We start from the raw sequence: 21,720 nt of genomic DNA on the forward strand, positions 1-21,720 counted from the left end.
GGCCATGGCAAATCCGGACATCGTCATCATCGGCTCCGGCATCGGCGGCGCCACGATCGCCTCCGGTCTGGCTGGTTGCGGTGCGTCGATCCTGATGCTGGAGCGTGGCGACCCGTTGCCGGCAACGCCGCATGCGCGCGACACGCGGTCCATCTTCGTCGACGGCCACTACCGGCCGAAGGAGATGTGGCGCGAAGCCGGCGGCGCGGCCTTCAACCCTGGCAACTACTACTATGTCGGCGGCAATTCGAAATTCTACGGCGCGGTGCTGATCCGCTACCGTAAAGAGGATTTCTCCGCCATGGAGCACTTTGGCGGGGTCTCGCCGGCATGGCCGTTTTCCTATGAGCAATTCGAGCCCTGGTACTCGAAGGCCGAGCAGCTGTTTCGTGTGCGCGGCACGCTGGGCGAAGATCCGACCGAGCCCTTCCATTCGACGCCCTATGCCTTCAAGCCGGTGCCCGACGAGGCGCCGATCGCGCGCGCCCGCGCCGAGCTCAAGGGCCTTGGCCTGCATCCGGCCTCGCTGCCGCTCGGCGTCGACATTGACACCTGGCTGAAAGACGGCAAGACCGGCTGGGACGCTTTCCCCAACACCGGGCAAGGCAAGGTCGACGCGCAAACGGGACCGCTGACGGCGGCGCTGACCGACCCGAACATCAAGCTCGAGACCGGCGCTTATGTCGAATATCTCGAAGCCTCGGCCGACGGCAAAACCATCGCCGCCATTCACTACCGGCAGAACGGCGAATTGAAAAAGCTGACGCCGAAGCTGGTCATCCTCTGTGCCGGCGCGATCAATTCCGCCGTCATCCTGCTGCGCTCGCCCTCACCCGCCAACGGCAAGGGAAGTGGCAAGGGCCTCGCCAACCGCTCCGACCAGGTCGGCCGCAACTTCATGAACCACAATTCCAGTGCCATGCTGGCGATCGATCCGCGCCGCAGGAACGACGCCGTCTACCAGAAAACGCTGATGCTGAACGACTACTACCTGTCCGACGGCAAGGGGGGCAAGCCACTCGGCAACGTCCAGCTTCTCGGCAAGATCGACGGCAACATTCTCAGCGCCAATGTAAAGTTCGCGCCGAAATTCGCGCTCGATTTCATCGCCGGTCACGCCGTCGACTGGTACCTGATGTGCGAGGACCTTCCCGACCCCGAAAGCCGCATCATGGTCGACGGCAAGGACATCGTCATGCAGTGGCGGCGCTCCAACATGCAGTCGCTCGACGGGCTGACCAAGGTGATGCGTGAAAACTTCCGCGCCTGCGGCTATCCGATCGTGCTGTCGCGCCCCTTCGACAAGCGCACGCCCTCGCACCAGTGCGGCACGGTGAAGATGGGCGACGATCCGGCGACCTCGCCGCTCGATCCGTTCTGCCAATCCTTCGATCACCGGAACCTGTTCGTCGTCGATGGCGGCTTCCTGCCGAACTCGGCCGCCGTCAACCCGGCATTGTCGATCGCCGCACAAGCGCTGCGCGTCGCCGACCACATCCGCAAGACGGAATTAGCAGCATGACCCGTCCCGCAGCCATCGTCACCGGCGGCGCGCGCGGCATCGGTCTTGCCTGCGCCCAGGCGCTGGCGGAGTCCGGCTTCGATATTCTGGTCGCCGACCTTGCCGAAGAACCCGCCGATGGACTTGCCGACGTCATCACGGCGCGGGGCGCAAAATTCGCCTATATCAGCTGCGACATTGCCGATCTCGACAGTCACGCAGCACTGGTCGACGCAGCGATGCGCGCCTTCGGCCGCATCGATTGTCTGGTCAACAATGCCGGCGTCGGCGCCGTCGTGCGCGGCGACCTCCTGGCCCTCAAGCCGGAGAACTTCGACCGGGCGCTCGGCGTCAATCTGCGCGGCACCGTGTTTCTCAGCCAGGCCGTCGCCAGAGCGATGCTGGCTACACCGGGCGATCACCCGAAATCGATCATCACCATCACCTCGGTCAGCGCCGAAATGGCGTCGCCGGAACGGCCGGACTACTGCATCTCGAAAGCCGGGCTGTCGATGTGGGTGAAGAACCTGGCGCTCAGGCTCGCCGCCGAAAACATCGCTGTGTTCGAGGTGCGACCAGGCATCATCCGCACCGACATGACGTCAGGCGTAACCGCCAAATACGGCGCCTTGATCGACGGTGGGTTGGTGCCGGCAAAGCGCTGGGGCGAAGCGTCGGACATCGGCGCGGTGGTAGCGACCTTGGCCGGCGGCAAGCTCGGCTTTTCGACTGGCTCGATCATCAATGTCGACGGCGCGCTCTCCGTGCCGCGACTGTAAGTGGACAGTGTCATGACCGACTACATCATCGTGGGTGCCGGTCCCGCCGGCTGCGTTCTGGCCAACCGGCTGAGCGAGGATCCGGCGAATTCGGTGCTGCTGCTGGAGGCTGGCGGCAAGGATTGGCATCCTTATATCCATATGCCGGCGGGCTTCGCCAAGATGACCAAGGGCATCGCCTCCTGGGGCTGGTCGACCGTGCCTCAGAAGCACATGAAGGACCGCGTGTTTTGGTACACACAGGCCAAGGTGGTTGGCGGCGGCTCCTCCATCAACGCCCAGATCTACACGCGCGGTAATGCCCGCGACTACGACGCCTGGGAGAAGGAAGAGGGTCTCGCCGGCTGGGGCTACCGCGATGTGCTGCCCTATTTCAAACGCGCCGAGAACAACCAGCGCTACGCCAATGACTTTCATGGCGATCAGGGTCCGCTCGGTGTGTCGAACCCGATTTCGCCGCTGCCGATCTGCGAGGCCTATTTCCGCGCCGGCCAGGAGATGGGCATTCCCTTCAATCCGGATTTCAACGGCGCCAGCCAGGAAGGCGTCGGCTATTACCAATTGACCCAGAAGGATGCCCGGCGTTCATCCGCCTCGGTCGCCTACCTCAGACCGATCCGCGCCCGCAAGAACCTCACCGTCAGGACCGACGTGCTGGTGACGCGCATTGTCGTCGAGAAAGGCCGCGCCATCGGTGTCGAGATCGTGGACAGGCCGGGCGGCGAGAAGAAAATCCTCCGCGCCGGGCGCGAGGTGATCGTCTCCTCCGGCGCCATCGGCTCGCCGAAGCTGTTGATGCAGTCGGGCATCGGTCCTGCCGACCACCTGAAGGCGGTTGGCGTCACGCCGGTGCATGATCTGCCCGGCGTCGGCTCCAACATGCAGGACCATCTCGATCTGTTCGTCATCGCCGAATGCACCGGCGACCACACCTATGACAATTACGCCAAGCTGCACCGCACTGCCTGGGCCGGCCTGCAATATCTGCTGCTGAAAAAGGGACCGGTGGCCTCCAGCCTGTTCGAGACCGGCGGCTTCTGGTACGCCGACCCGACCGCCGCCTCGCCCGACATCCAGTTCCATCTCGGCCTCGGCTCCGGCATCGAGGCCGGTGTCGAGAAACTGAACAATCCGGGCGTCACCTTGAATTCGGCCTTCCTGCGGCCGCGCTCGCGCGGCACGGTGCGCCTGAAGAGCGCCGACCCGGCCGACCATCCGCTGATCGATCCGAACTACTGGTCCGATCCCTACGATCGCGCCATGTCGATCAAGGGACTGAGGCTGGCGCGCGAGATCATGCGGCAGAAGGCGCTTCAGCCCTACGTACTGCGCGAAGTGCTGCCCGGCCCGTCGCTCGCCAGCGACGACGAGCTGTTCGACTATGCTTGCCGCAGCTCCAAGACCGACCACCATCCCGTCGGCACCTGCCGTATGGGCCACGACGACATGGCGGTGGTGACGCCCGATCTGCGGCTGCGCGGTATCGAAGGCCTGCGGGTCTGCGACGCCTCGGTGATGCCGCGCGTGCCCTCCTCCAACACCAATGCGCCGACCATCATGGTCGGCGAGAAGGGCGCCGACCTGGTCCTTGGCCGCGAGCCGCTTCCGCCGGCGGTGTTTTCCGGAAACCGTGCAGCTTGAAGGAACCCTGACGATGATCCGGCACTGTGTTTTTGCTAGGTTTCGCAATGAAATTTCCGCCGCCGAGCGTGCGGCGATCCGTGCTGACCTCGAGGCGCTGCGACAAGTGATCGACGGCATGGACACCGTCGAATTCAGCGCCAATGTCAGCCCTGAGCCGTTCGCGCGCAGCTTCACGCACGGCTTCACCATCGATTTCCGCGATGCCGCCGCCCGCGACGCCTATCTGGTGCATGAAGCCCATCAGCGCGCTGGCGCCCGGCTGGTTGCAGCCCTCGAAGGCGGCACCGACGGGTTGATGGTGTTCGATCTCGACCTTACGAAAAAGTGACCGCCGGCTTTTCGAAAGCCGGCTGATGGCTGTTCTCTTTTGCGAACCGGGCGACATATCGTTGCCCGGGGGATGGCAAAGGAGCACGTCTTGAACCTCAACGCCCAACAGAAGAAAACCGTCCTGGCCTCATTCCTGGGGTGGACGCTCGATGCCTTTGATTTCTTCCTTCTGACATTCCTGCTCACGGATATTGCGACAGAATTCCAGACCGATGTCTCGGCAGTCTCGAAGGCGCTGTTCCTGACCTTGGCGACGCGTTTCATCGGCGCATTCTTCTTCGGCATGCTTGCCGACAAATACGGGCGCAAGCCCATCCTCATGCTCAACATCGTCAGCTATTCTGTGATCGGAGCATTGGCCGCCTTCTCGCCCAATCTTGGCATCTTCCTGGCGCTTCGTGCCCTGTTCGGTATCGCCATGGGCGGCGAATGGGGGCTTGGCAGTTCGCTCGCCATGGAATCCATCCCGCCCAGCGCCCGCGGAATGGTTTCGGGCATCCTGCAATGCGGTTACCCGACCGGCTACCTCCTGGCAGCGGTGGTCTATGGCCTGCTCTATCAACAAACGATCGGCGGCTACACGATCGGCTGGCGCGCCATGTTCCTGCTCAGCTTCCTGCCCGCACTGATCGTGCTCTTCATCCGCTCGCATGTGCCGGAATCGCCGGCTTTCGTCGAAGCGCAGAAGACCGCCAGACCGGGTCTTTTGGAGACGTTGCAGAAGCATTGGGGTGTTGCGCTTTATGCCGTCGTGCTGATGATGTTCTTCAATTTCTTCAGCCATGGTACGCAGGACCTCTACCCGACCTTCCTCAAGAAGCAGCATGGTTTCGATCCGCACACGGTGAGCTGGATCACCATCGTTGCCAATATCGGCGCCATCGTCGGTGGCCTGGCGTTCGGTGCGCTGTCGGAGAAGATCGGCCGCGTCAACGCCATCACCCTGGCGTGCCTGATCGCCTTGCCATCGATTCCGCTGTGGGCCTACAGCACCACGCCTTTCATGCTCGCCATCGGCGCCTTCGTCATGCAGGTCGCGGTCCAGGGCGCCTGGGGTGTCATCCCGGTGCACCTCAACGAGCTTTCGCCCGGGTCGGTTCGCGCAACCTTGCCCGGCTTCATCTATCAGGCCGGAAATCTCGCCGCCTCCTACGGCGGCCCTTACCAGGCAGGCATCGCGGAAAGGGTCGGGGGCAGCTATGGCTATGCGCTGGCGCTTTTTGCCGGCGTGGTCGCCGTCTGCATCATCGTCGTCATCCGCTTCAGCCCGGAACGGCGCGGCCAGGTAATGACGGTGCTGGGCTGAAAGATCTGGCTGGTTTTTCACGCATGATCTTTTCCGAAAAGTCTGCAACTTTTCGGGATCATGCTCAGCCCAGCCTGAGCGCAACGACACCGGCAACGATGCTGAGCGCGGCGGCACCGCGCCAGCCCGTCATCTTCTCGCCGAGCGCGAACACCGAGATCATCATGGCGAACAGGATCGAGGTTTCGCGCAGCGACGCCACCGAGGCGATCGGCGCCTTGGTCATCGCCCACATCACGATCCAGTAGGCCGCGCCGCTGAGCACACCGGTGAACAGGCCCACCTTCCAGTCGCGCGCCAGCACCGGCAGCGCCCTGGGCCCGCGTAGGATGAGGCACAGCACCAGCGCGCCAATGGCATCGCAGATGAACAGCCAGGCGGCATAGCTCTGCGCGGTGGCGGCCAGCCGCGCGCCGCTGCCGTCGGACAGCGTATAGCTGGCGATGAAAATCGAGGTGCCCAGCGCAAAGCCGACCGCACGCAGGTTCAGCTTCTCCAGATGCGCGCCGCCGCGAAACGACATCACCAGCGTGCCGGTCGACAGCAGAAAAATGCCGAGAATGGCAAGCGGCGCCGGCACCTCGGCGACCACGAACATGCCTCCAAGGGCCGCCAGCAGGGGTGCTGTGCCGCGCGCCAGCGGATAGGTCTGGGCAAAATCGCCCGCCCGGTAGGCGCCGATCAGGAAGGTCCGGTAGCCCATGTGGAAGAGCACCGAGGCCATGATGTAGGGCCACACTTCGGCTTTCGGCACCTCGACGAAGGGCAGCACCACGAGGGCAGCAGCGCCCATCCCGAGCGTCATCAGTGTGATCGACAGGAAGCGGTCGAGATGGACCTTGACCAGCGCGTTCCAGATCGCGTGCATGGCCGCGGCGGCAAGCACCGCGAAGAAGACGAAGAGCGTCATATCAGGCTCATCCGTCGTGCTCCATCGCGAGCGGCGTCTCGAGATCGATGTCGATCCGCAGCGGAAAATGGTCCGACGCGACCTCACCCATGTCGGCGCTCACCGAGCGCACGCGCCCCGCAAACATGCCGCCGACGAAGCAATGGTCGAGCCGGCGCTTTGCCACCTTGCCGTCGATGGTCTTCACGTGGGTGTGGAAATCCGCTGGCGGCTCGCTGGCAACGGCAGCGGCATCGACAAAGCCATCGAGGTAGGCAGCGCCTCGATGATAGGGCGTGCTGCCGACGATGCGGCTGTATTCGGCGCTGCCCGGCTCCATGTTGAAATCGCCCAGCCAGATCGCCGCCATTGGGTTCTCAGGCTCCGGCTCGCCATTACTCCAGTGGCGGGCAGGCTCGTCATCGGCGCCGCTCCACGGCCCGCCGTCGGAGGGCGCACGGCGATGCTCGGCAAGCAGATAGTCTATCTGCTCCAGCCGCTCTTCGACCGCGATATGGGCGAGATGCAACGACAGCACCCGGACCGGGCCGGCCGGAGTGCGGATCATGCATTCGAGCGCCGCATTGCGGGTGTTGAGCGGCCGCAGCGTGCGGCGCATCGGCAGCGCATGCAGCCGCGACCAGACGATCGGCAGTCTCGACAGAACCATGGTGCCGAACTGACGGCGTCGGTTGACCAGGTGCCCATCACGCCGCTCGCTGGCATCCATATCGAAGGCCGGGGCATAGACCCAGTGATAGTCCGGCAGCAGGCGGGAAAGCAGCTCCGGCTGGTCGTCGTGGTTGCTGCGCTGCCAGTGCCGCTCCACCTCTTGCAGCGCAATCATATCCGCGCCGGCCACGATGCCGGCGGCACGCGAAAGATCATAGCGGCCGTCGCTGCCGAACCCGTACTGGATGTTGTAGCTGACCAGCTTCATTGCTTATCCGGCTCAATTTCGCTGATGGCAGTAACGGTTCGGTGCCACGGTTGCAATGTACCGGGCGGATGGCGGAACTGGGCCAGCAGCTAGGTCGTCAGCGGCTGGAACCGGCCAGCCGGCGAAGCTGCCAGCTCCGTCCAGTCGATCTCCTCCTCCAGTCGGTGATAGGCCTCATCGCCGATCGTGCCATTGCGGCGCAGTTCCTCCAGCGCGTCGCGCTGGCTGTTGATGGCATAGAGGCGCAGCCGGTCATACTCCGTCGCCGCCTGAGCGTTTTCCGGGTTTTCGGCGATTGTGCGCTGGGCCGTATATTGTTCCCGCACGGCGGCAGCCGCATTCGAAGTCTTGCCGCTCAACACGTTGAGCGCCGCCTGCATGACGGCGACACGTGCCTGCGCCACTTCGCGGTCGACTGTCGTGTCCGGGTCGAAGTTGAGCAGGCGCAGCAGCGGCTTCAGCGTCATCCCTTGCAGCACCAGCGTGCCAAGGACGACCGCGAAGGCGGCAAGCACGATCGGATCGCGACCGGGAAAGTTGGCCGGCAAGGCAATGGCGGCCACCAGCGTCACCAGCCCGCGCATCCCGCACCAGCCGACAAGCACACCGCCACGAACCGACGGCGCTTCTCGCCTTTGGTCCTCGCTGCCGAAGCGGGCAAGCGATCGTATGATGACGCCGTAACCCAGCACCCAGACGAGGCGCGACACGATGACGACGGCAAGCACCGTTGCGGCGAAGACGAACGCCTCGCCCTGCCCTTCCCCGGCAAGCCGGCCGACGATCGACCGGGCCTGCAGGCCCATCAGAACAAAGGCCAGCACGTTGAGCACGAAGACCGCCGACTCCCAGACCGAATAGGTGCTGACGCGCCGCCTTGCCGACATACGGCGCGGCGCCCTGCGTGCGATGGTCATGGCATAGACGACGATGGTGATGATGGCCGAAAGGCCCAGCCTGTCGGCCAGGATCCAGACGCCGAAAGTTCCGGCGAATTGCACCACCGTGCTGCTCGCCGCATCCTCGATCCTGGTGAGCGTCAGCAGCGAGAAGCGGCCAAGCAGATAACCCGCGACCAGGCTGCCGATCGTCGACAACAGGATCGTCGGTATGGCGTTGCTCAGCATGATCGTGCCGAGCGTCGCCGAAACCGCCAACCGGTAGATCAGGAGCGCGGTGGCATCGTTGAGCAGGCTCTCGCCCTGCAGGATTGCGGTGATGCGGTGCGGCACCTTGAACTGCCCGAGCACGGCCGACGCCGCGACCGCGTCGGGCGGCGCGACGATGGCGCCGAGCGCTATCGCCGCGGCAATCGGCAGTCCGGCCATTTTCCAGCCGACGAAAGCAACGATCGCCGTGGTGAAGGTGACGGCGCCGAGCGCCAGAGCCACGAGCGGCAGCCGATAGCGGTTGAGGTCCCGCAACGATGTGTCGTAGGCGGCATCCAGAAGCACGGGCGCGATGAACAGCGCCAGCGCCAGCTCCGGGTCGATCTCGATCGTCGGCGCGCCCGGTACGAAAGCGAGACCGACGCCGGCCAGAGCCAGCAGTGAAGGATAGGGTATCTCCAGCCGCCGCGACAGCGCCGTCAGCGCGACTGCGGTCAAAAGCAGGACAAGGGTCAGTTCGAAAAGAGCCATGACATCATCTTAGCGGCTGGCAGGTTGATCAGCAGGGACAAGGTGACAGCATGGTGTTGATTGTCCAGCAGGTCCAGCCCGGGTGGCCGTATGCAGGCCGCCGATCGGCCTGTAAGCATCGGTCATGATCCTGATTGGCCAATATGACTCGCCTTTCGTTCGCCGCGTCGGCATTGCGCTGACCCTGTATGGCATGGCTTACGAGCACCGTCCGTGGTCGGCCTTCGGCGATGCCGACAAGATCCGCTCCTACAATCCGCTGACGCGGGTGCCGACCCTGGTGCTGGACAATGGCGAGGTGCTGATCGAAAGCCACCTCATGCTCGACTATCTCGACAGCCTTGTTCCATGAGACCGAAGGATGTTTCCGACAGATGAGCCCGCGCGCCATCAGGCGATGAAGATATCAGCTCTGGCGACCGGCCTCGGCGACAAGGCGGTCAGCCTGTTCTACGAGACGCGACTGCACGACAAAGTCTCCGACCTCTGGGCCGGGCGTTGCCGCACGCAGATCGGGGCCGTCCTTGCCGTGCTGGAGGCCGATCGTCAGGGCAGGTCGACACCCTATTGGTTCGGCGACCGCATCGGTCACGCCGACATCGCGGTTGCCGCCGTGCTCCGTTTCATCGGCGAGGCGCATCCGGGGCTCGTGTCGCTTGCGACCTTCCCTTCATTGAAAGCTCACTCCGCACGGATGGAAGCGCTGCCAGTCTTTCAAGCAGTCTCACAGCCGTTCATTGCGCCGGCTTGAGAACGCCTGATTTGGCCAGACCCAGGGTGTGTCGAGATTGAGGTAAGGCCGAGTCCGACAATGCCGGGTTCCGGGAACCGGAGCGGAGCGTACTTCTGAGGACGTGAGCACGCAGCCTAGTGCAGCACCAGCATGTCGCTCGACGAAAACGAGATCTCGGCCTTTTCACCAACAGCAGGTGGCGGCGTTGCCGGGCTGTTGAACGTGTCGAGCGAGACCGTGCTGCCGCCGATGCCGACGCGAACCCGGATGACCGAGCCGAGAAAATGCACCTCGGAGATTTCGCCGGACAGGCTGGAGTCGCGGCCCGGCTGGCGGCCGAGCGATATGGCCTCGGGACGCAACGCCAGCGACAGCGTGTCGCCGGCCTTGGAACCGTTGAGCTTGCCCTTGAGTGAAACTTCCTGCGTGTTGACCTGCACCGTGCCGGTCGAGGCATCGGTGACGGTGCCTTCGAGAACGTTCAGCGTGCCGACGAAATTGGCGACGAACTTGGTTGCCGGCCGGTTGTAGATCTCGAACGGCGTGCCGACCTGCTCGGCCTTGCCGCCGTACATCACGGCGATGCGGTCCGAGATCGACAGCGCCTCTTCCTGGTCATGCGTGACGAAAATGGTGGTGATGCCGAGCTTCTTCTGGATCGAGCGGATTTCCTCGCGCAGCGACACGCGCACCTTGGCGTCGAGCGCCGAAAGCGGTTCGTCGAGCAGCAGCAGCTTCGGCTTCGGCGCGATGGCGCGGGCCAGTGCTATGCGCTGCTGCTGGCCGCCCGAGAGCTGGTAGGGATAGCGGTCCGCCATCTGCGGCAGCTTGATGATGCCGAGCATCTCGGCGACACGCGCATCGATGTCCGCCCTGGGCATGCCGGCGACCTTCAGGCCGAAGCCTATGTTCTGCGCCACCGTCAGGTTCGGGAACAGCGCGTAGGCCTGGAACACCATGCCGACATTGCGCTGGTTGGGCTTCAGCCTCGTGATGTCCTTGCCACCGACGACGATCTTGCCGGCGGTCGGCTCCTCGAAGCCCGCCACCATGCGCAGCACGGTGGTCTTGCCGCAGCCGGACGGACCAAGGAACGAGACGAATTCGCCACGCTCGACATCGAGATTGAAATCCTCCACCACCGTGGTGGCACCGAAGGATTTTCGCACGTGCTGGATGGAGAGAAACGGGTCGGCCATGGTGTTGTTCTTTCGATCAGTACTTTTCGATCAATTGGGGCGGTTCGCCGATCGCGGCGCGAAGCGGGACAGAATCTGGATCAGCGACATGCAGCCCCAGGTGATGGCAAAGGCGATGATGGCAAGGGCTGCCGGCTCATAGGCGCGGTTGGCGCCGATGTTCTGTAGATACGGACCGAAAGCGGGCCGGTTGAGCAGGCTGGCCATGGTGAACTCGCCGATGACGATCGCAAAGGTCAGGAATGCACCCGACAACACCGCGATCAGGACATTGGGCAGGATAACGCGCGTGATGATCGTCGACCAGCCGGCGCCAAGGATCTGCGCCGCCTCCGTCAGCGTGCGCACATCGATGGTTCTAAGCCCAGTGTCGACCGCACGGTACATATACGGCAGCGACAGCGTGGCATAGCCGATGACCAGCAGGGCGTTCGTACCGGTGTCGCTGGCCAGGAACGGCAGCGGCGAGTTCGAACCGTACATTCTGATATAGCCGAAGACGATGACGATGGCCGGAATGACCAGCGGCAACAATGTGATGAACTCGACGACGGGACGCAGCTGCGGCAGGCGCAGCCGGATCCAGTAGGCGGCGGGCACCACGATCAGCACGCCGAGAATGATGGTGAAAACGGCAGCCAGCACCGAATAGCCGAAGGTTGCCTGGAAGCGGGCGTCGCCCAGCACGACCTTGTAGGCGTCGAAGGAATAGACGCCGCGCCGCATGCGCATGGAGAACTCCACGGTCGCGATCAGCGGGATGAAGAAATAGGCCGCGCCCAGCGCGAAGACGACCCAGGCCCAGAACTTTCCCGACTTCATTTCAGCCACCTCTCGGAACGGGTCCGGAACCAGATGTAGAAGACATTGGCAAGGCCGGTGATGAAGATCATGCCGAAGGCGATCGCGTAGCCGAGATGGGCATTGTGCAGCACATCGCCGCGGATCTGTGCGTACAGCAGGATCGGCACGATGTTGAGCGACGAGCCGGTCAGCGCATAGGCGGTGGCGATGGCGCCGAAGGCGTTGGCGAACAAAAGGATGACCGTGCCGAGGAAACTCGGCCAGATCACCGGGATGACCACCATACGCCAGTATTGCGCCATGGTTGCACCGAGCGTTGCGGCGGCCTCGCCCCATTCCTTCTTCAACCCGTCGATTGCCGGCACGATGATCACCACCATCAGCGGGATCTGGAAGTAGACATAGGTCAGCGTCAGCCCCCAGAACGACAGGATGTTGAAGCCGTGAGCGTAGATATTGAGGCCGAACACGGTGTTGAGGATCACCGTGGCAAGGCCAAGCCGGCCGAGCGTGGCGATAAAGGCGAAAGCCAGCGGCACGCCGGCGAAATTGGAAGCGACACCGGAGAAGGTCAGCGTCGCCGAGCGTATCCACTCCGGCAGGCCGCCGCGCACGATGGCGATGGCGATGGCGAGACCGGCGAAGGCACCAATCAACGATGAGGCAAGGCTGACCTTGATCGAGATCCAGTAGGCGGCAACGATCGACGGCTGCGCCAGGGCTGCGATATTTTCGAAGGTGAACTCACCCGCATCATTCTGGAATGCGCCCAGCATCAGATAGAGCGTGGGCAGGATCAGGAACATGATGGCGAAGATGAAGAAGGGGGCGACGCCGAGCCACTGTGTCGGCAGCCTCATGCTGCGTGCCTCGGCGGGAGGCGCGGTCTTCCCGGTAACAGCGTGGTCGGACATTGAGATATCGGTCATGCGCCGGCTACCGTCTTCGAGAAAAGGACCGGGCGGCCCGAGGCCGCCCGGCATGGTGTGGATTACTTGACGTTGGCGCCGACGACGGCATCCCAGTTCTTGGTGATGGCTTCCTTGGACTTGGCCTGCTCCTCGAGCGTCGGGAACACGGCCGCGGCATAGGATTCGGCCGGCGGCAGCTTGGCCAGCACGTCCGCCGGAATCTTGCCGTTCTTGGCAAGATCGTTGAAGCGGATCGGGTGGCAATAGCCCTTCAGCCAGCCGATCTGGCCTTCGTCGGAGTAGAGGTATTCCAGCCAGAGCTTGGCAGCGTTCGGATGCGGCGCGTAGGCGCTGATCGCCTGCACGTAGACACCAGCGACGACACCGGTCTTCGGCACGACGACGTCGACGGGCGGGTTGCCCTTCAGCGTGTCGCGGCCGGCGAGCGCGTTGTAGTCCCATGTGATCAGGATCGGGGTCTGGCCCTGGGCGAGCGTCGCCGCCTTGCCGATGACCGGAACGAAATTGCCGGCGGCGTTGAGCTTCTTGAAGAAGTCGAGGCCGGCGGTACCGGCGGCTTCACCAGCGGCGGCGCCCGACGACAGGCCAGCGGCATAAACGCCCTGGATAGCCTGGTTCGAAGCACGCGGATCACCGGCGAGCGCGACGGCGTTGGCGAATTCCGGCTTCAGCAGGTCGGCCCAGTCAGCCGGAGCTTCCTTGACGATGTCCTTGTTCACCTGGAAGGACAGCACGCCGTAATAGTCGCCGGTCCAGAAGCCGTCAGCATCCTTGGCGCTGTCGGGGATCGAGTCCCAGGTCGACACCTTGTAAGGCTGGATCAGACCATCCTTCTTGGCGGACGGACCGAAGGACAGGCCGACGTCGATGACGTCAGGCGCCTGCGGACCCTTGTTGTCCTTGTTCGCCTTGATCGCCTCGACCTCGTCACCGGAGCCGGCATCGGGGTTGAGTTCGTTGACAGTGATTTCCGGATATTTCGCCTTGAAGCCGGCGATGACGTCGCCGTAGCCGCACCAGTCATGCGGCAAGGCTATGGTGGTGAGCTGGCCTTCGGCCTTGGCCGCCTTGACGAGATCGTCCAGCGAAGCCGCGGACGAAATCACCGACGACACCATAAGGGTCGCGGCCGAAAGGGAAAGCAGTTTCCCCGTGAATTTGAACATGTGTTCTCTCCGTTGAACTGACGCCGTTGGACGCCTGCGATCCGGTATCGTTTTCATGTGACAGCCAGATGAAAGCTTTGTGAAACCGGCGGCTCGCAGTGTGAAAAAGTAAACTCTTTTTAACCGGTTGTAGCAATCGCCTCGCGATTCTTTTTCCGGCTAACTAGTTTCTGCCTTGCCCGTTATCCTCCCCCTTGTTTTTGTAGCCCCTTTTCAGATCAATTTCCTGCGCGGAAAACGCCTCAGACCGTGCCGGCGATGGCGTTTTCGAGCAAGGTCAGCGCGGCCTTCTTGGTCAGCTTGACCGGGTTGCCGCCGGCCGTCGGATCGACCACCGCCATGTCGGCGATCAGGGCCTTGCGCTTCTTGTCCATGTCGAGCCCCTTGATCAGGCCAGGCAGCGCATGCGGCACCTTCAACTCCTTGCGCAGCTTGATGATCGCCTTGGCGAAGCCGTCGAAGCCGCCCTTGATGCCGCAATAGGCGGCGAGGCGGCCGATGCGCTCCTCGATGGAGTCCCGGTTGAAGGCCAGCACATAAGGCATGAAGACCGCATTGGTCATGCCGTGATGGGTATCGTAGAGCGCGCCGACCGGATGCGACAGCGAGTGGATGGCGCCAAGCCCCTTCTGGAAGGCGGTGGCGCCCATGGCGGCAGCGCTCATCATATGGGCGCGCGCGACGAGATCCTTGCCGTTGGCATAGGCCTTCGGCAGGTTCTCGAAGACCAGCCTGACACCTTCGACGGCGATGCCGTCAGCCATCGGGTGATAGCCCGGCGCGCAATAGGCCTCGAGGCAGTGGGCCAGCGCGTCCATGCCGGTGCCTGCGGTGATGAAGCCGGGCATGCCGACCGACAGTTCCGGATCGGCAATGACGATGGCCGGCAACAATTTGGGATGGAAGATGACCTTCTTGGTGTGCGTCGCCTCGTTGGTGATGACGCCGGCGCGGCCGACCTCCGATCCGGTGCCGGCGGTGGTCGGCACGGCGATGATGGGCGCGATCGCATCGGAATTGGCGCGCGTCCACCAGTCGTCCACATCCTCGAAATCCCACACCGGCCGCGTCTGGCCGGCCTGGAAGGCGATCAGCTTGCCGAGATCGAGCGCCGAGCCGCCGCCGAAGGCGATGACACCGTCATGCTTGCCCTTCTTGAACACCGCGATGCCGGCGGTCAGGTTGGACTCGACCGGGTTCGGCCTCACCTCGGAAAAGACGCCATAGGGGACCTTGGCATCGTCGAGGATCTGCAGGGTCGAGGCGACGACCGGCAATTTCGCCAGGCCCGGATCAGTGACGAACAGCGGCCGCTTGATGCCGGTGGCCGCCAGAACCTCAGGCAATTCCTTGATGCGCCCGGCGCCGAAGCGGACGGTGGTGGGGTAGTTCCATTTGGAGATCAGCTTGGACATTTTTATCTTTCGAAAATCAGATGGCTTCGCGCAGGTGGAAGGACTTCGGCCTGGTCAGATTGTCGTAGCCGATGGCGGACAGGCCGGCGCCCTTGCCGGTGTCTTTGACGCCGGTCCAGACCAGGGCCGGATCGAGGTAATCGCAGCGGTTCATGAACACCGTGCCGGTCTCGACGCGGTTGCCGATCGCCACCGCATGCTCTGTGTCGCGCGTCCAGATCGAAGCCGTCAGCCCGTAGGGGCTATCGTTCATCAGCGCGATCGCCTCTTCGTCGTTGCGCACCTTCATGATGCCGACGATCGGGCCGAAGCTTTCCTCGCGCATGACGCTCATCTGGTGGTCGACATCAGTCAGCACTTCCGGTGCCAGATAGGGCGAGCCGGCCTTGTCGTTAGCCACCTTCATGTTGATGTGCGCCACCGCACCCTTGCGCAGCGCCTCGGCTTTCTGCTCGCGGATCAGGTCGGCGAAACGCGCCTGCGCCATCGGCCCCAATGTCGTCGCCTGGTCGAGCGGATTGCCGACGACATAGTTCTTGGTCTCGGCGATGAAGCCCTCGACGAACTCGTCATAGACCTTTTCATGCACATAGACGCGTTCGATGCCGCAGCAGCACTGGCCGGAATTGTAGAAGGCGCCGTCGACCAGATTGGCGACCGCATGGTCCATCTTGGCGTCGGGCAGCACATAGGCCGGATCCTTGCCGCCAAGCTCGAGACCGAGCGTCATGAAGGTGCCCGCCGCTGCCCTCTCTATGGCGCGGCCGCCGCCGACAGAACCGGTGAAGTTGACATGGTCGATCTTGCCGGAGCCGAGCAGCTTTTCGGTCTGCGCATGGTTGAGCACGACATTCTGGAACACACCCTTGGGCAGGCCGACCTTGTCGAAAGCCTGTTGAAAACGCTCGCCGACCAGAAGTGTCTGCGCCGCATGCTTGAGGATGACGGCGTTGCCGGCCATCAGCGCCGGTACGATGGTGTTGACCGCCGTGAGATAGGGATAGTTCCACGGCGCGATCACCATGACCACGCCGAGCGGGTCTTTCTTCACATAGCGGCGGAAGCCATCCTTCGGGTTGGAAGCCGGCACGGATTTCAGCGCCTGCTCGGCGATCTCGACCATGTAGTTGGTGCGTTCCTTGACGCCGCCGAACTCGCCGCCATAGCGCACGGGCCGCCCCATCTGCCAGGCGATCTCCGGCACGATCTCGTCGGTCATCGCGACCAGGGCTTCGAGCATCGCCAGCATGTACTTGCCGCGCTCGACGATCGGCGTCTCAGCCCATTTCTCTTGCGCCGCCTTGGCGCGCTCGACCGCGGCGTTGATCGCCTGGTCCGTTGCCACGGGCCGCTCGGCATAGATCGAGCCATCGACGGGGGATATGAGTTTGACCGTTTCGGTCATCTTGTAAGTCCTCGCATTCTACAAAAAATCTTTTGGCTTGGCGCTGCCCTCATCCGCCTGCCGGCACCTTCTGCCCGCATGGTGACGGTGAGGGAACCACTCTGGCACTGACATCCCCCTCTCCCCCGTTCTTCGCGGGAGAGGGTAAGGGCGAGGGGCGGCGCCAAGGTTCGCAGGTTGGTTTAATACCGCTCGAACCCCCTGTGCAGTTCCCAATCCGTAATGCGGCGGTCGTATTCGAACTGCTCCCACTTTGCGGTGTGGACATAGTGTTCGAGCACATCCTCGCCGAGTGCGTGCTTGAGCATCTTCGATTTCGCCAGCGTCTCGGTTGCGTCGCGCAGCGTCTTTGGAATCTCCGGCAGGCGCGACGCCTGATAGGCATCGCCGACGAAGGGTTTCTGCAGTTCGAGCTTCTCATCGATGCCGGCAAGGCCAGCGGCGATCAGTGCCGCAAAGGCGAGATAGGGGTTAAGGTCGGCGCCACCGATGCGGCATTCCATGCGGATGCCCTTGGTGCCCTCGCCGCACAGGCGGAAGCCGGCGGTGCGGTTGTCCTCGCTCCACATGATCTTGGTCGGCGCGAAGGTGCCGGCCTGGAAGCGCTTGTAGGAGTTGATGTAGGGCGCCAGGAACCAGGTAAATTCCTTGGCGTACTTCAGCTGTCCGGCCGCCCATTGCTGGCCAAGCGTCGACAGTGTCCAGTCGGCCTTTTTGTCGAAGAACAGCGGCGTCTTGCCGTCGGCGCTCCACAGCGAATTGTGGATGTGGCTGGAATTGCCGGCGAGCCCGTAATTGTACTTGGACATGAAGGAGATCGCCTTGCCTTCCGACTCGGCAATCTCCTTGGCGCCGTTCTTGAGGATGACGTGGCGGTCGGCCATGTCGAGCGCCTCGGCGTAGCGCACGTTGATCTCTTCCTGACCCGGACCCCACTCGCCCTTGGAGTTCTCGATCGGGATGCCGGCCGCGTCCATCTCGTTGCGAAGCCGGCGCATGACGCCTTCTTCCTTGGTGGTGATGCCGATCTGGTAGTCGCCGATATAGGGCGACGCAGTGTCGAGGCCCTGCCAGTGTTTCTTGCGGGCGGAATCGTAGGTCTCGTTGAACAGGTAGAATTCGAGCTCGGAGGCGAAATAGCCGATATAGCCGCGCTCGCTCAGCCGTTTGACCTGCTTCCTGAGGATCGCGCGCGGCGAATGCGGCAGGTCGTCATGGGTGTGGTGGTCGAGCACGTCGCAAATCACCAGCGCCGTTTTTTCCAGCCATGGAATGCGCCGCAGCGTCGCCAGATCAGGCTTCATGACGAAGTCGCCATAGCCTTTCGACCAGCTTGCCGCCTTGTAGCCGGGCACCGGCTCCATATCGATGTCGGCGGCCAGCAGATAGTTGCAGCCATGCGTCTCGTCGTGGGCGGAGTCGACGAAATACTGGGCCAGGAACCGCTTTCCCGCGAGCCGGCCCTGTAGATCGACGATGCAGGCCAGCACCGTATCGATCTCACCGCTGGAGACCGCTTTCTTCAACTGATCGAACGACAAATTTCCGGCCATTCTTTTGGCACTCCAGCGCTTGGTCTTTGAACGGGGTAAACGAAACCATGGCCGGCAAACAGCCGGCCATGGTGATGGTAGGGAGCCTCAGTGGCCGGTCTCGCCTATGGCCACCTCGGCGGCCGCGATTGCGGCCTGGCGCTTGGCAATCTGGTCGCCGATCGGCGGGCCCTGGAAGCGGCGGTTCTCGAAACCGAACCAAAGCACGGCAGTCAGCACAATGAAGCCTATGGTGATGTAAAGCACCTTGTCGTTCGGCGGCTGGATGGCGATGTAGAAGATGATCACCATGCCGATAATCGACAGCGCGCAGAACAGCTTGAACAGTCCGGCGCCCAGGTTCCAGGGGCCAGGATTGGGCCACTTGGCCGTGCCGAATGTGATCATGCCGAGCGCGATCGGGATGGTGAACGACAGGAACAGGAACACCAGCGTCGAGTTGACGACGATGGTGTAGATGTTGGTGCCGCCGATCGAAATAAACTGGGCGAGGAACACATACAGGATCTCAAGGATCGCGGCCGTCCAGATCGCGTTGACCGGCGTACGCCAGGCTTGGCTGACCTTGGCGAGAGCCGCCGAGCCAACGGGCATGCCGCCGTCGCGAGAGAAGGCAAACAGCATGCGCGAAGCCGAGGTCACGGTGGCGAGACCGCAGAGGAACTGCGAGATCAGGATTGCAAAATAGAGCAGTTCCTTCAGCCACACCGGCAGGATCGCGTCCATGGTCGAGAAGAACACGCTCCAGCCCTGCTTGGCGCCGGCCGCCAGGTCCGGAATGGCCAGAACGATTGCGCACAGCATGACCCAACCGATCAGCGACGACCAAAGCACCGACGAAACGATCGCCCGCGGAACCGAGTGCGCGGCCTTCACCGTTTCTTCCGATGTGTGCGCCGACGCGTCATAGCCAGTGATGGTGTAGACGGGCAGGAGCAGGCAGAGCAGGAACAGGTAGCTCATGGAATCGGTCTGCGGGAAAACGCCACCGCCCGCATCACCCGAATAGTTGGTGAAGGTCCAAAGCCGCGTGATGTCGATTGCTGGCGCAAACACCAGGCAAGCCACGATCAACACCGCTGTCGCGCCCAGGATAAGGAATCCCGAAGCATCCGTGAGCATTGCGGTCAGTTTGATGCCGAAATGGTTGAACAGCGCCTGCAGCACGGTGATGAAGGCGACGAAACCGACGATTTCGCCCGGCGTTCCGGTAATGCCAAACCAGCTTCCGAACGTTCCAACAAAGAAGAAAGCGGTGCCGATGTTGATGGCGCCGAGCACGGTGATCAAGCCAAACAGGTTGAGCCAGGCCGTCAGCCACCCGGTGAAGCGGTTGCCGAGGATCGAAGACCAGTGATAGAGGCCACCGGCTGTCGGGAATGCCGAGGCGATCTGCGCCATGGCAAGAGCGAAAAACCCTGAAACGCAACAGCCGACGATCCAGCCGATACCCGCGCCCGCGCCACCGATCGACGATGTCGCCTGCGCGAAGGAGTTGATGCCGCCTGAAAGGATGCAGATGATCGAGAAGGAGATCGCGAAATTCGAGAAGCGGCTCATGCTTCGCGACAGTTCCTGGGCATAGCCCATACCGTGGAGAACCTTCAGGTCCTCCTTCTTGTCTACTTCAGTATAACCCGGTGCTGCCATTGGAAGTCCCCTGTTGGTTCTTAGCTAGCCGATTGAACTGACTTTCCGACTGAATGCGATCTGGTTTGTCCGGCCTCCTCTGGCTCCAGATCCGAAAAAATGCCCGTGAGCAGATCCGCCCATTTCTGCTGCCCGGTCTCGCCGGCTATTTCGTCGTTGCGGATTTCGATCATCGCGCAGGGCAGGCCGCGCGAACGTGCGTGGCGTTCCAGCGTGAAATAGACGCGGTCGGCCGGCGAATAGGGCTCGTTGACGCCGACGGTGACGCCTGCAAGCCGCTTCAGCGCGCCAATCAGCGGTGACGCCAGCCGGCGGTCCTCATCATGGATGATGCCGATATGCCATGGCCGGTTGCGGCCCTTGTACACCGGCGTGAAGGAATGCACGGAAACCAGGCGGGTCGCCTGCCCGCGCGCCAGCCTGTCGTCGACGATCTGCTCGATGGCGGCATGGAACGGCTGCCACGACAGGGCGACACGCGCCGCTCGCTGCTTTTCCGACAGGCCGGTATTGCCCGGGATCGCCGTGGTCTCGCTGACCGGCGGCACCAGATCGGGCGCGTCGAGGGGACGGTTGCAGTCGATGACGAGGCGGGAAATGCGGGTTTCCACCAGCGTCGCGTCGAGCGCCTCGGCCATGCGCCGGGCAACCGGCAGCGCGCCGGGATCCCAGGCGATGTGGCGGGACAGGTCCTCGGCGGCAAGGCCGAGCGTGCCGAATTCGGCCGGCAGGAAATTCGAGGCGTGATCGCAGGTCAGCACGAAAGGGCTCGATCCGCCGGGGTTGGTCACCCCCACGGTATCAGACGATGCAAGGCTGGCGGGCCGTGCTTTCTCCATAGTCTGCCGTCCCCGGGGAGCGCTGTATCGTATGTTACGTATTTTGCCTCATTGCGTCCCTGTGGATGATTTCATACAGTTTGTCCGGCTTTGTCAAATGCGATTTCGGAAAAGACCGTGGGACAGGCCAAGGGTGGGGACAAGATGATTTCCAGCATTGCCGAACTGATCGCCGACCGCATCGGCACGATGCCGGCCAGTGAGAGGCGCGCGGCCCAGACGCTGATCGCCAGCTATCCGATGATCGGCCTCAAGACGGTCGCCGAATTCTCGGCCGCGGCCGGCGTCTCCTCGCCGACGATCCTGCGCTTTGTTGCCAGGCTCGGCTTCCAGAACTATCCCGAATTCCAGTCGAGCCTGCAGGACGAACTGGCGGCGCAATTGCAGTCGCCCGCGACAAGGACGCTCAACCCGCCCTCGCCCGGCGGCGGCACCGTGTCACCGATGCTGGAAGCGACGCTCGACAACATGCGCGAGACGTTCAGGCACCTGTCCGACAAACAGCTAGACGACATCGCGACCCGCCTCGCCGACCGGCGCGGCAAGACCTTCCTGATCGGCGGCCGCTTCACCGATCCGCTGGCGCGCTACATGGCCGCCCACCTCGCCGTCATCCAGCCTGATGTCTTTCACCTCGCCGGCCAGGAAAGCATGTGGCGCGACCGGCTGATCGACATGGGAAAACGCGACGTGCTGGTGATCTTCGACATCAGGCGCTACCAGGACAGCCTCCTCCGCTTCGCCGAGAAGGCACATCAGCGCGGCGTGCAGATCGTGCTGTTCACCGACCAGTGGCTGTCGCCGATCGCCCGCTTCGCCCGCCATGTCATTGCCGGACGCACGGCGGTGCCGTCGGCATGGGACTCTTCGGCTGCGCTTTTCGTCGTTGCCGAAACGCTGATCGGTGCCGTGACAAGGCAGCTTGAGGCGGACGGCGCCCGGCGTATCCGCGAGATGGAAGGTCTGCGTTAGCCGTCAACGTTACGTATATTTAA

The 21,720-nt window shown here is 63.1% G+C and carries 18 protein-coding genes and 1 pseudogene; 7 read left to right on the forward strand and 12 right to left on the reverse strand.

Features of this window, described 5'->3' with window-relative positions:
- Positions 1-4: 4 nt before the first annotated feature.
- The 5 genes from AC1D10_RS28115 to AC1D10_RS28135 all read left to right on the forward strand — a co-directional run bounded on the left by AC1D10_RS28115 (position 5) and on the right by AC1D10_RS28135 (position 5,560).
- Positions 5-1,522: a GMC oxidoreductase gene (locus AC1D10_RS28115; RefSeq protein ID WP_477277706.1), complete on the forward strand. Its 1,518-nt coding sequence runs from the start codon at positions 5-7 to the stop codon at positions 1,520-1,522.
- Positions 1,519-2,280: a 3-ketoacyl-ACP reductase gene (locus AC1D10_RS28120; RefSeq protein WP_477277708.1), complete on the forward strand. Its 762-nt coding sequence runs from the start codon at positions 1,519-1,521 to the stop codon at positions 2,278-2,280. Before AC1D10_RS28115 ends, AC1D10_RS28120 begins: the two co-directional genes overlap by 4 nt.
- Before the next feature lie 12 nt (positions 2,281-2,292).
- Positions 2,293-3,921: a GMC family oxidoreductase gene (locus AC1D10_RS28125; protein WP_477277710.1), complete on the forward strand. Its 1,629-nt coding sequence runs from the start codon at positions 2,293-2,295 to the stop codon at positions 3,919-3,921.
- On the forward strand, positions 3,869-4,252 hold the full coding sequence (locus tag AC1D10_RS28130; protein WP_477277712.1) for a Dabb family protein: 384 nt from the start codon (positions 3,869-3,871) through the stop codon (positions 4,250-4,252). The genes AC1D10_RS28125 and AC1D10_RS28130 overlap by 53 nt, the downstream gene beginning before the upstream one ends.
- 90 nt (positions 4,253-4,342) lie before the next feature.
- Entirely contained in the window at positions 4,343-5,560 is a 1,218-nt protein-coding gene (locus tag AC1D10_RS28135; protein WP_477277714.1) for an MFS transporter, read from the forward strand.
- A 64-nt stretch (positions 5,561-5,624) separates the two neighbouring features.
- On the opposite strand, the gene AC1D10_RS28140 is transcribed toward AC1D10_RS28135, so the two are convergent.
- The 3 genes from AC1D10_RS28140 to AC1D10_RS28150 all read right to left on the reverse strand — a co-directional run bounded on the left by AC1D10_RS28140 (position 5,625) and on the right by AC1D10_RS28150 (position 9,029).
- Positions 5,625-6,470: an EamA family transporter gene (locus AC1D10_RS28140; protein ID WP_477277716.1), complete on the reverse strand. Its 846-nt coding sequence runs from the start codon at positions 6,468-6,470 to the stop codon at positions 5,625-5,627.
- A 7-nt stretch (positions 6,471-6,477) separates the two neighbouring features.
- Positions 6,478-7,389 (reverse strand): endonuclease/exonuclease/phosphatase family protein, encoded by a 912-nt coding sequence (locus AC1D10_RS28145; protein ID WP_477277718.1) that lies wholly within the window; start codon positions 7,387-7,389, stop codon positions 6,478-6,480.
- An 89-nt stretch (positions 7,390-7,478) separates the two neighbouring features.
- Positions 7,479-9,029, reverse strand: a complete 1,551-nt coding sequence (locus AC1D10_RS28150; RefSeq protein ID WP_477277720.1) for a cation:proton antiporter — start codon at positions 9,027-9,029, stop codon at positions 7,479-7,481.
- A gap of 124 nt (positions 9,030-9,153) precedes the next feature.
- Here AC1D10_RS28150 and AC1D10_RS28155 point away from each other — a divergent pair.
- A pseudogene (locus tag AC1D10_RS28155) lies at positions 9,154-9,780 on the forward strand (glutathione S-transferase family protein).
- Positions 9,781-9,896: 116 nt separating this feature from the next.
- Here AC1D10_RS28155 and AC1D10_RS28160 read toward each other — a convergent pair.
- From AC1D10_RS28160 to AC1D10_RS28200, 9 genes are all read right to left on the reverse strand, one after another.
- Positions 9,897-10,961 (reverse strand): ABC transporter ATP-binding protein, encoded by a 1,065-nt coding sequence (locus AC1D10_RS28160; protein WP_477277722.1) that lies wholly within the window; start codon positions 10,959-10,961, stop codon positions 9,897-9,899.
- Positions 10,962-10,991: 30 nt separating this feature from the next.
- Entirely contained in the window at positions 10,992-11,783 is a 792-nt protein-coding gene (locus AC1D10_RS28165; protein WP_477277724.1) for an ABC transporter permease, read from the reverse strand.
- Positions 11,780-12,694, reverse strand: coding sequence for an ABC transporter permease (locus tag AC1D10_RS28170; protein WP_477277727.1), 915 nt, complete (start codon positions 12,692-12,694; stop codon positions 11,780-11,782). Before AC1D10_RS28170 ends, AC1D10_RS28165 begins: the two co-directional genes overlap by 4 nt.
- Before the next feature lie 62 nt (positions 12,695-12,756).
- A complete protein-coding gene (locus AC1D10_RS28175; protein ID WP_477277729.1) occupies positions 12,757-13,863 on the reverse strand; it encodes an ABC transporter substrate-binding protein in 1,107 nt (368 codons plus the stop codon).
- A gap of 242 nt (positions 13,864-14,105) precedes the next feature.
- Positions 14,106-15,278, reverse strand: coding sequence for an iron-containing alcohol dehydrogenase (locus AC1D10_RS28180; protein ID WP_379102767.1), 1,173 nt, complete (start codon positions 15,276-15,278; stop codon positions 14,106-14,108).
- 16 nt (positions 15,279-15,294) lie between these two features.
- Positions 15,295-16,683 carry an aldehyde dehydrogenase family protein gene (locus AC1D10_RS28185; protein WP_477277731.1) on the reverse strand — a complete coding sequence of 463 codons (1,389 nt, stop codon included), beginning with the start codon at positions 16,681-16,683 and terminating at the stop codon, positions 15,295-15,297.
- A gap of 182 nt (positions 16,684-16,865) precedes the next feature.
- Positions 16,866-18,236, reverse strand: coding sequence for a glutamine synthetase family protein (locus tag AC1D10_RS28190; RefSeq protein WP_477277733.1), 1,371 nt, complete (start codon positions 18,234-18,236; stop codon positions 16,866-16,868).
- Between the two features lie 87 nt (positions 18,237-18,323).
- Positions 18,324-19,886: an amino acid permease gene (locus AC1D10_RS28195; RefSeq protein ID WP_477277735.1), complete on the reverse strand. Its 1,563-nt coding sequence runs from the start codon at positions 19,884-19,886 to the stop codon at positions 18,324-18,326.
- A gap of 20 nt (positions 19,887-19,906) precedes the next feature.
- Positions 19,907-20,725: an N-formylglutamate amidohydrolase gene (locus AC1D10_RS28200; protein ID WP_477277736.1), complete on the reverse strand. Its 819-nt coding sequence runs from the start codon at positions 20,723-20,725 to the stop codon at positions 19,907-19,909.
- Between the two features lie 144 nt (positions 20,726-20,869).
- Between AC1D10_RS28200 and AC1D10_RS28205 the strand changes: the two genes are divergently transcribed.
- Positions 20,870-21,697 (forward strand): MurR/RpiR family transcriptional regulator, encoded by an 828-nt coding sequence (locus AC1D10_RS28205; RefSeq protein WP_477278145.1) that lies wholly within the window; start codon positions 20,870-20,872, stop codon positions 21,695-21,697.
- Positions 21,698-21,720: the final 23 nt, after the last annotated feature.

The organism is Mesorhizobium sp. P2_A8 (genome assembly GCF_056404935.1).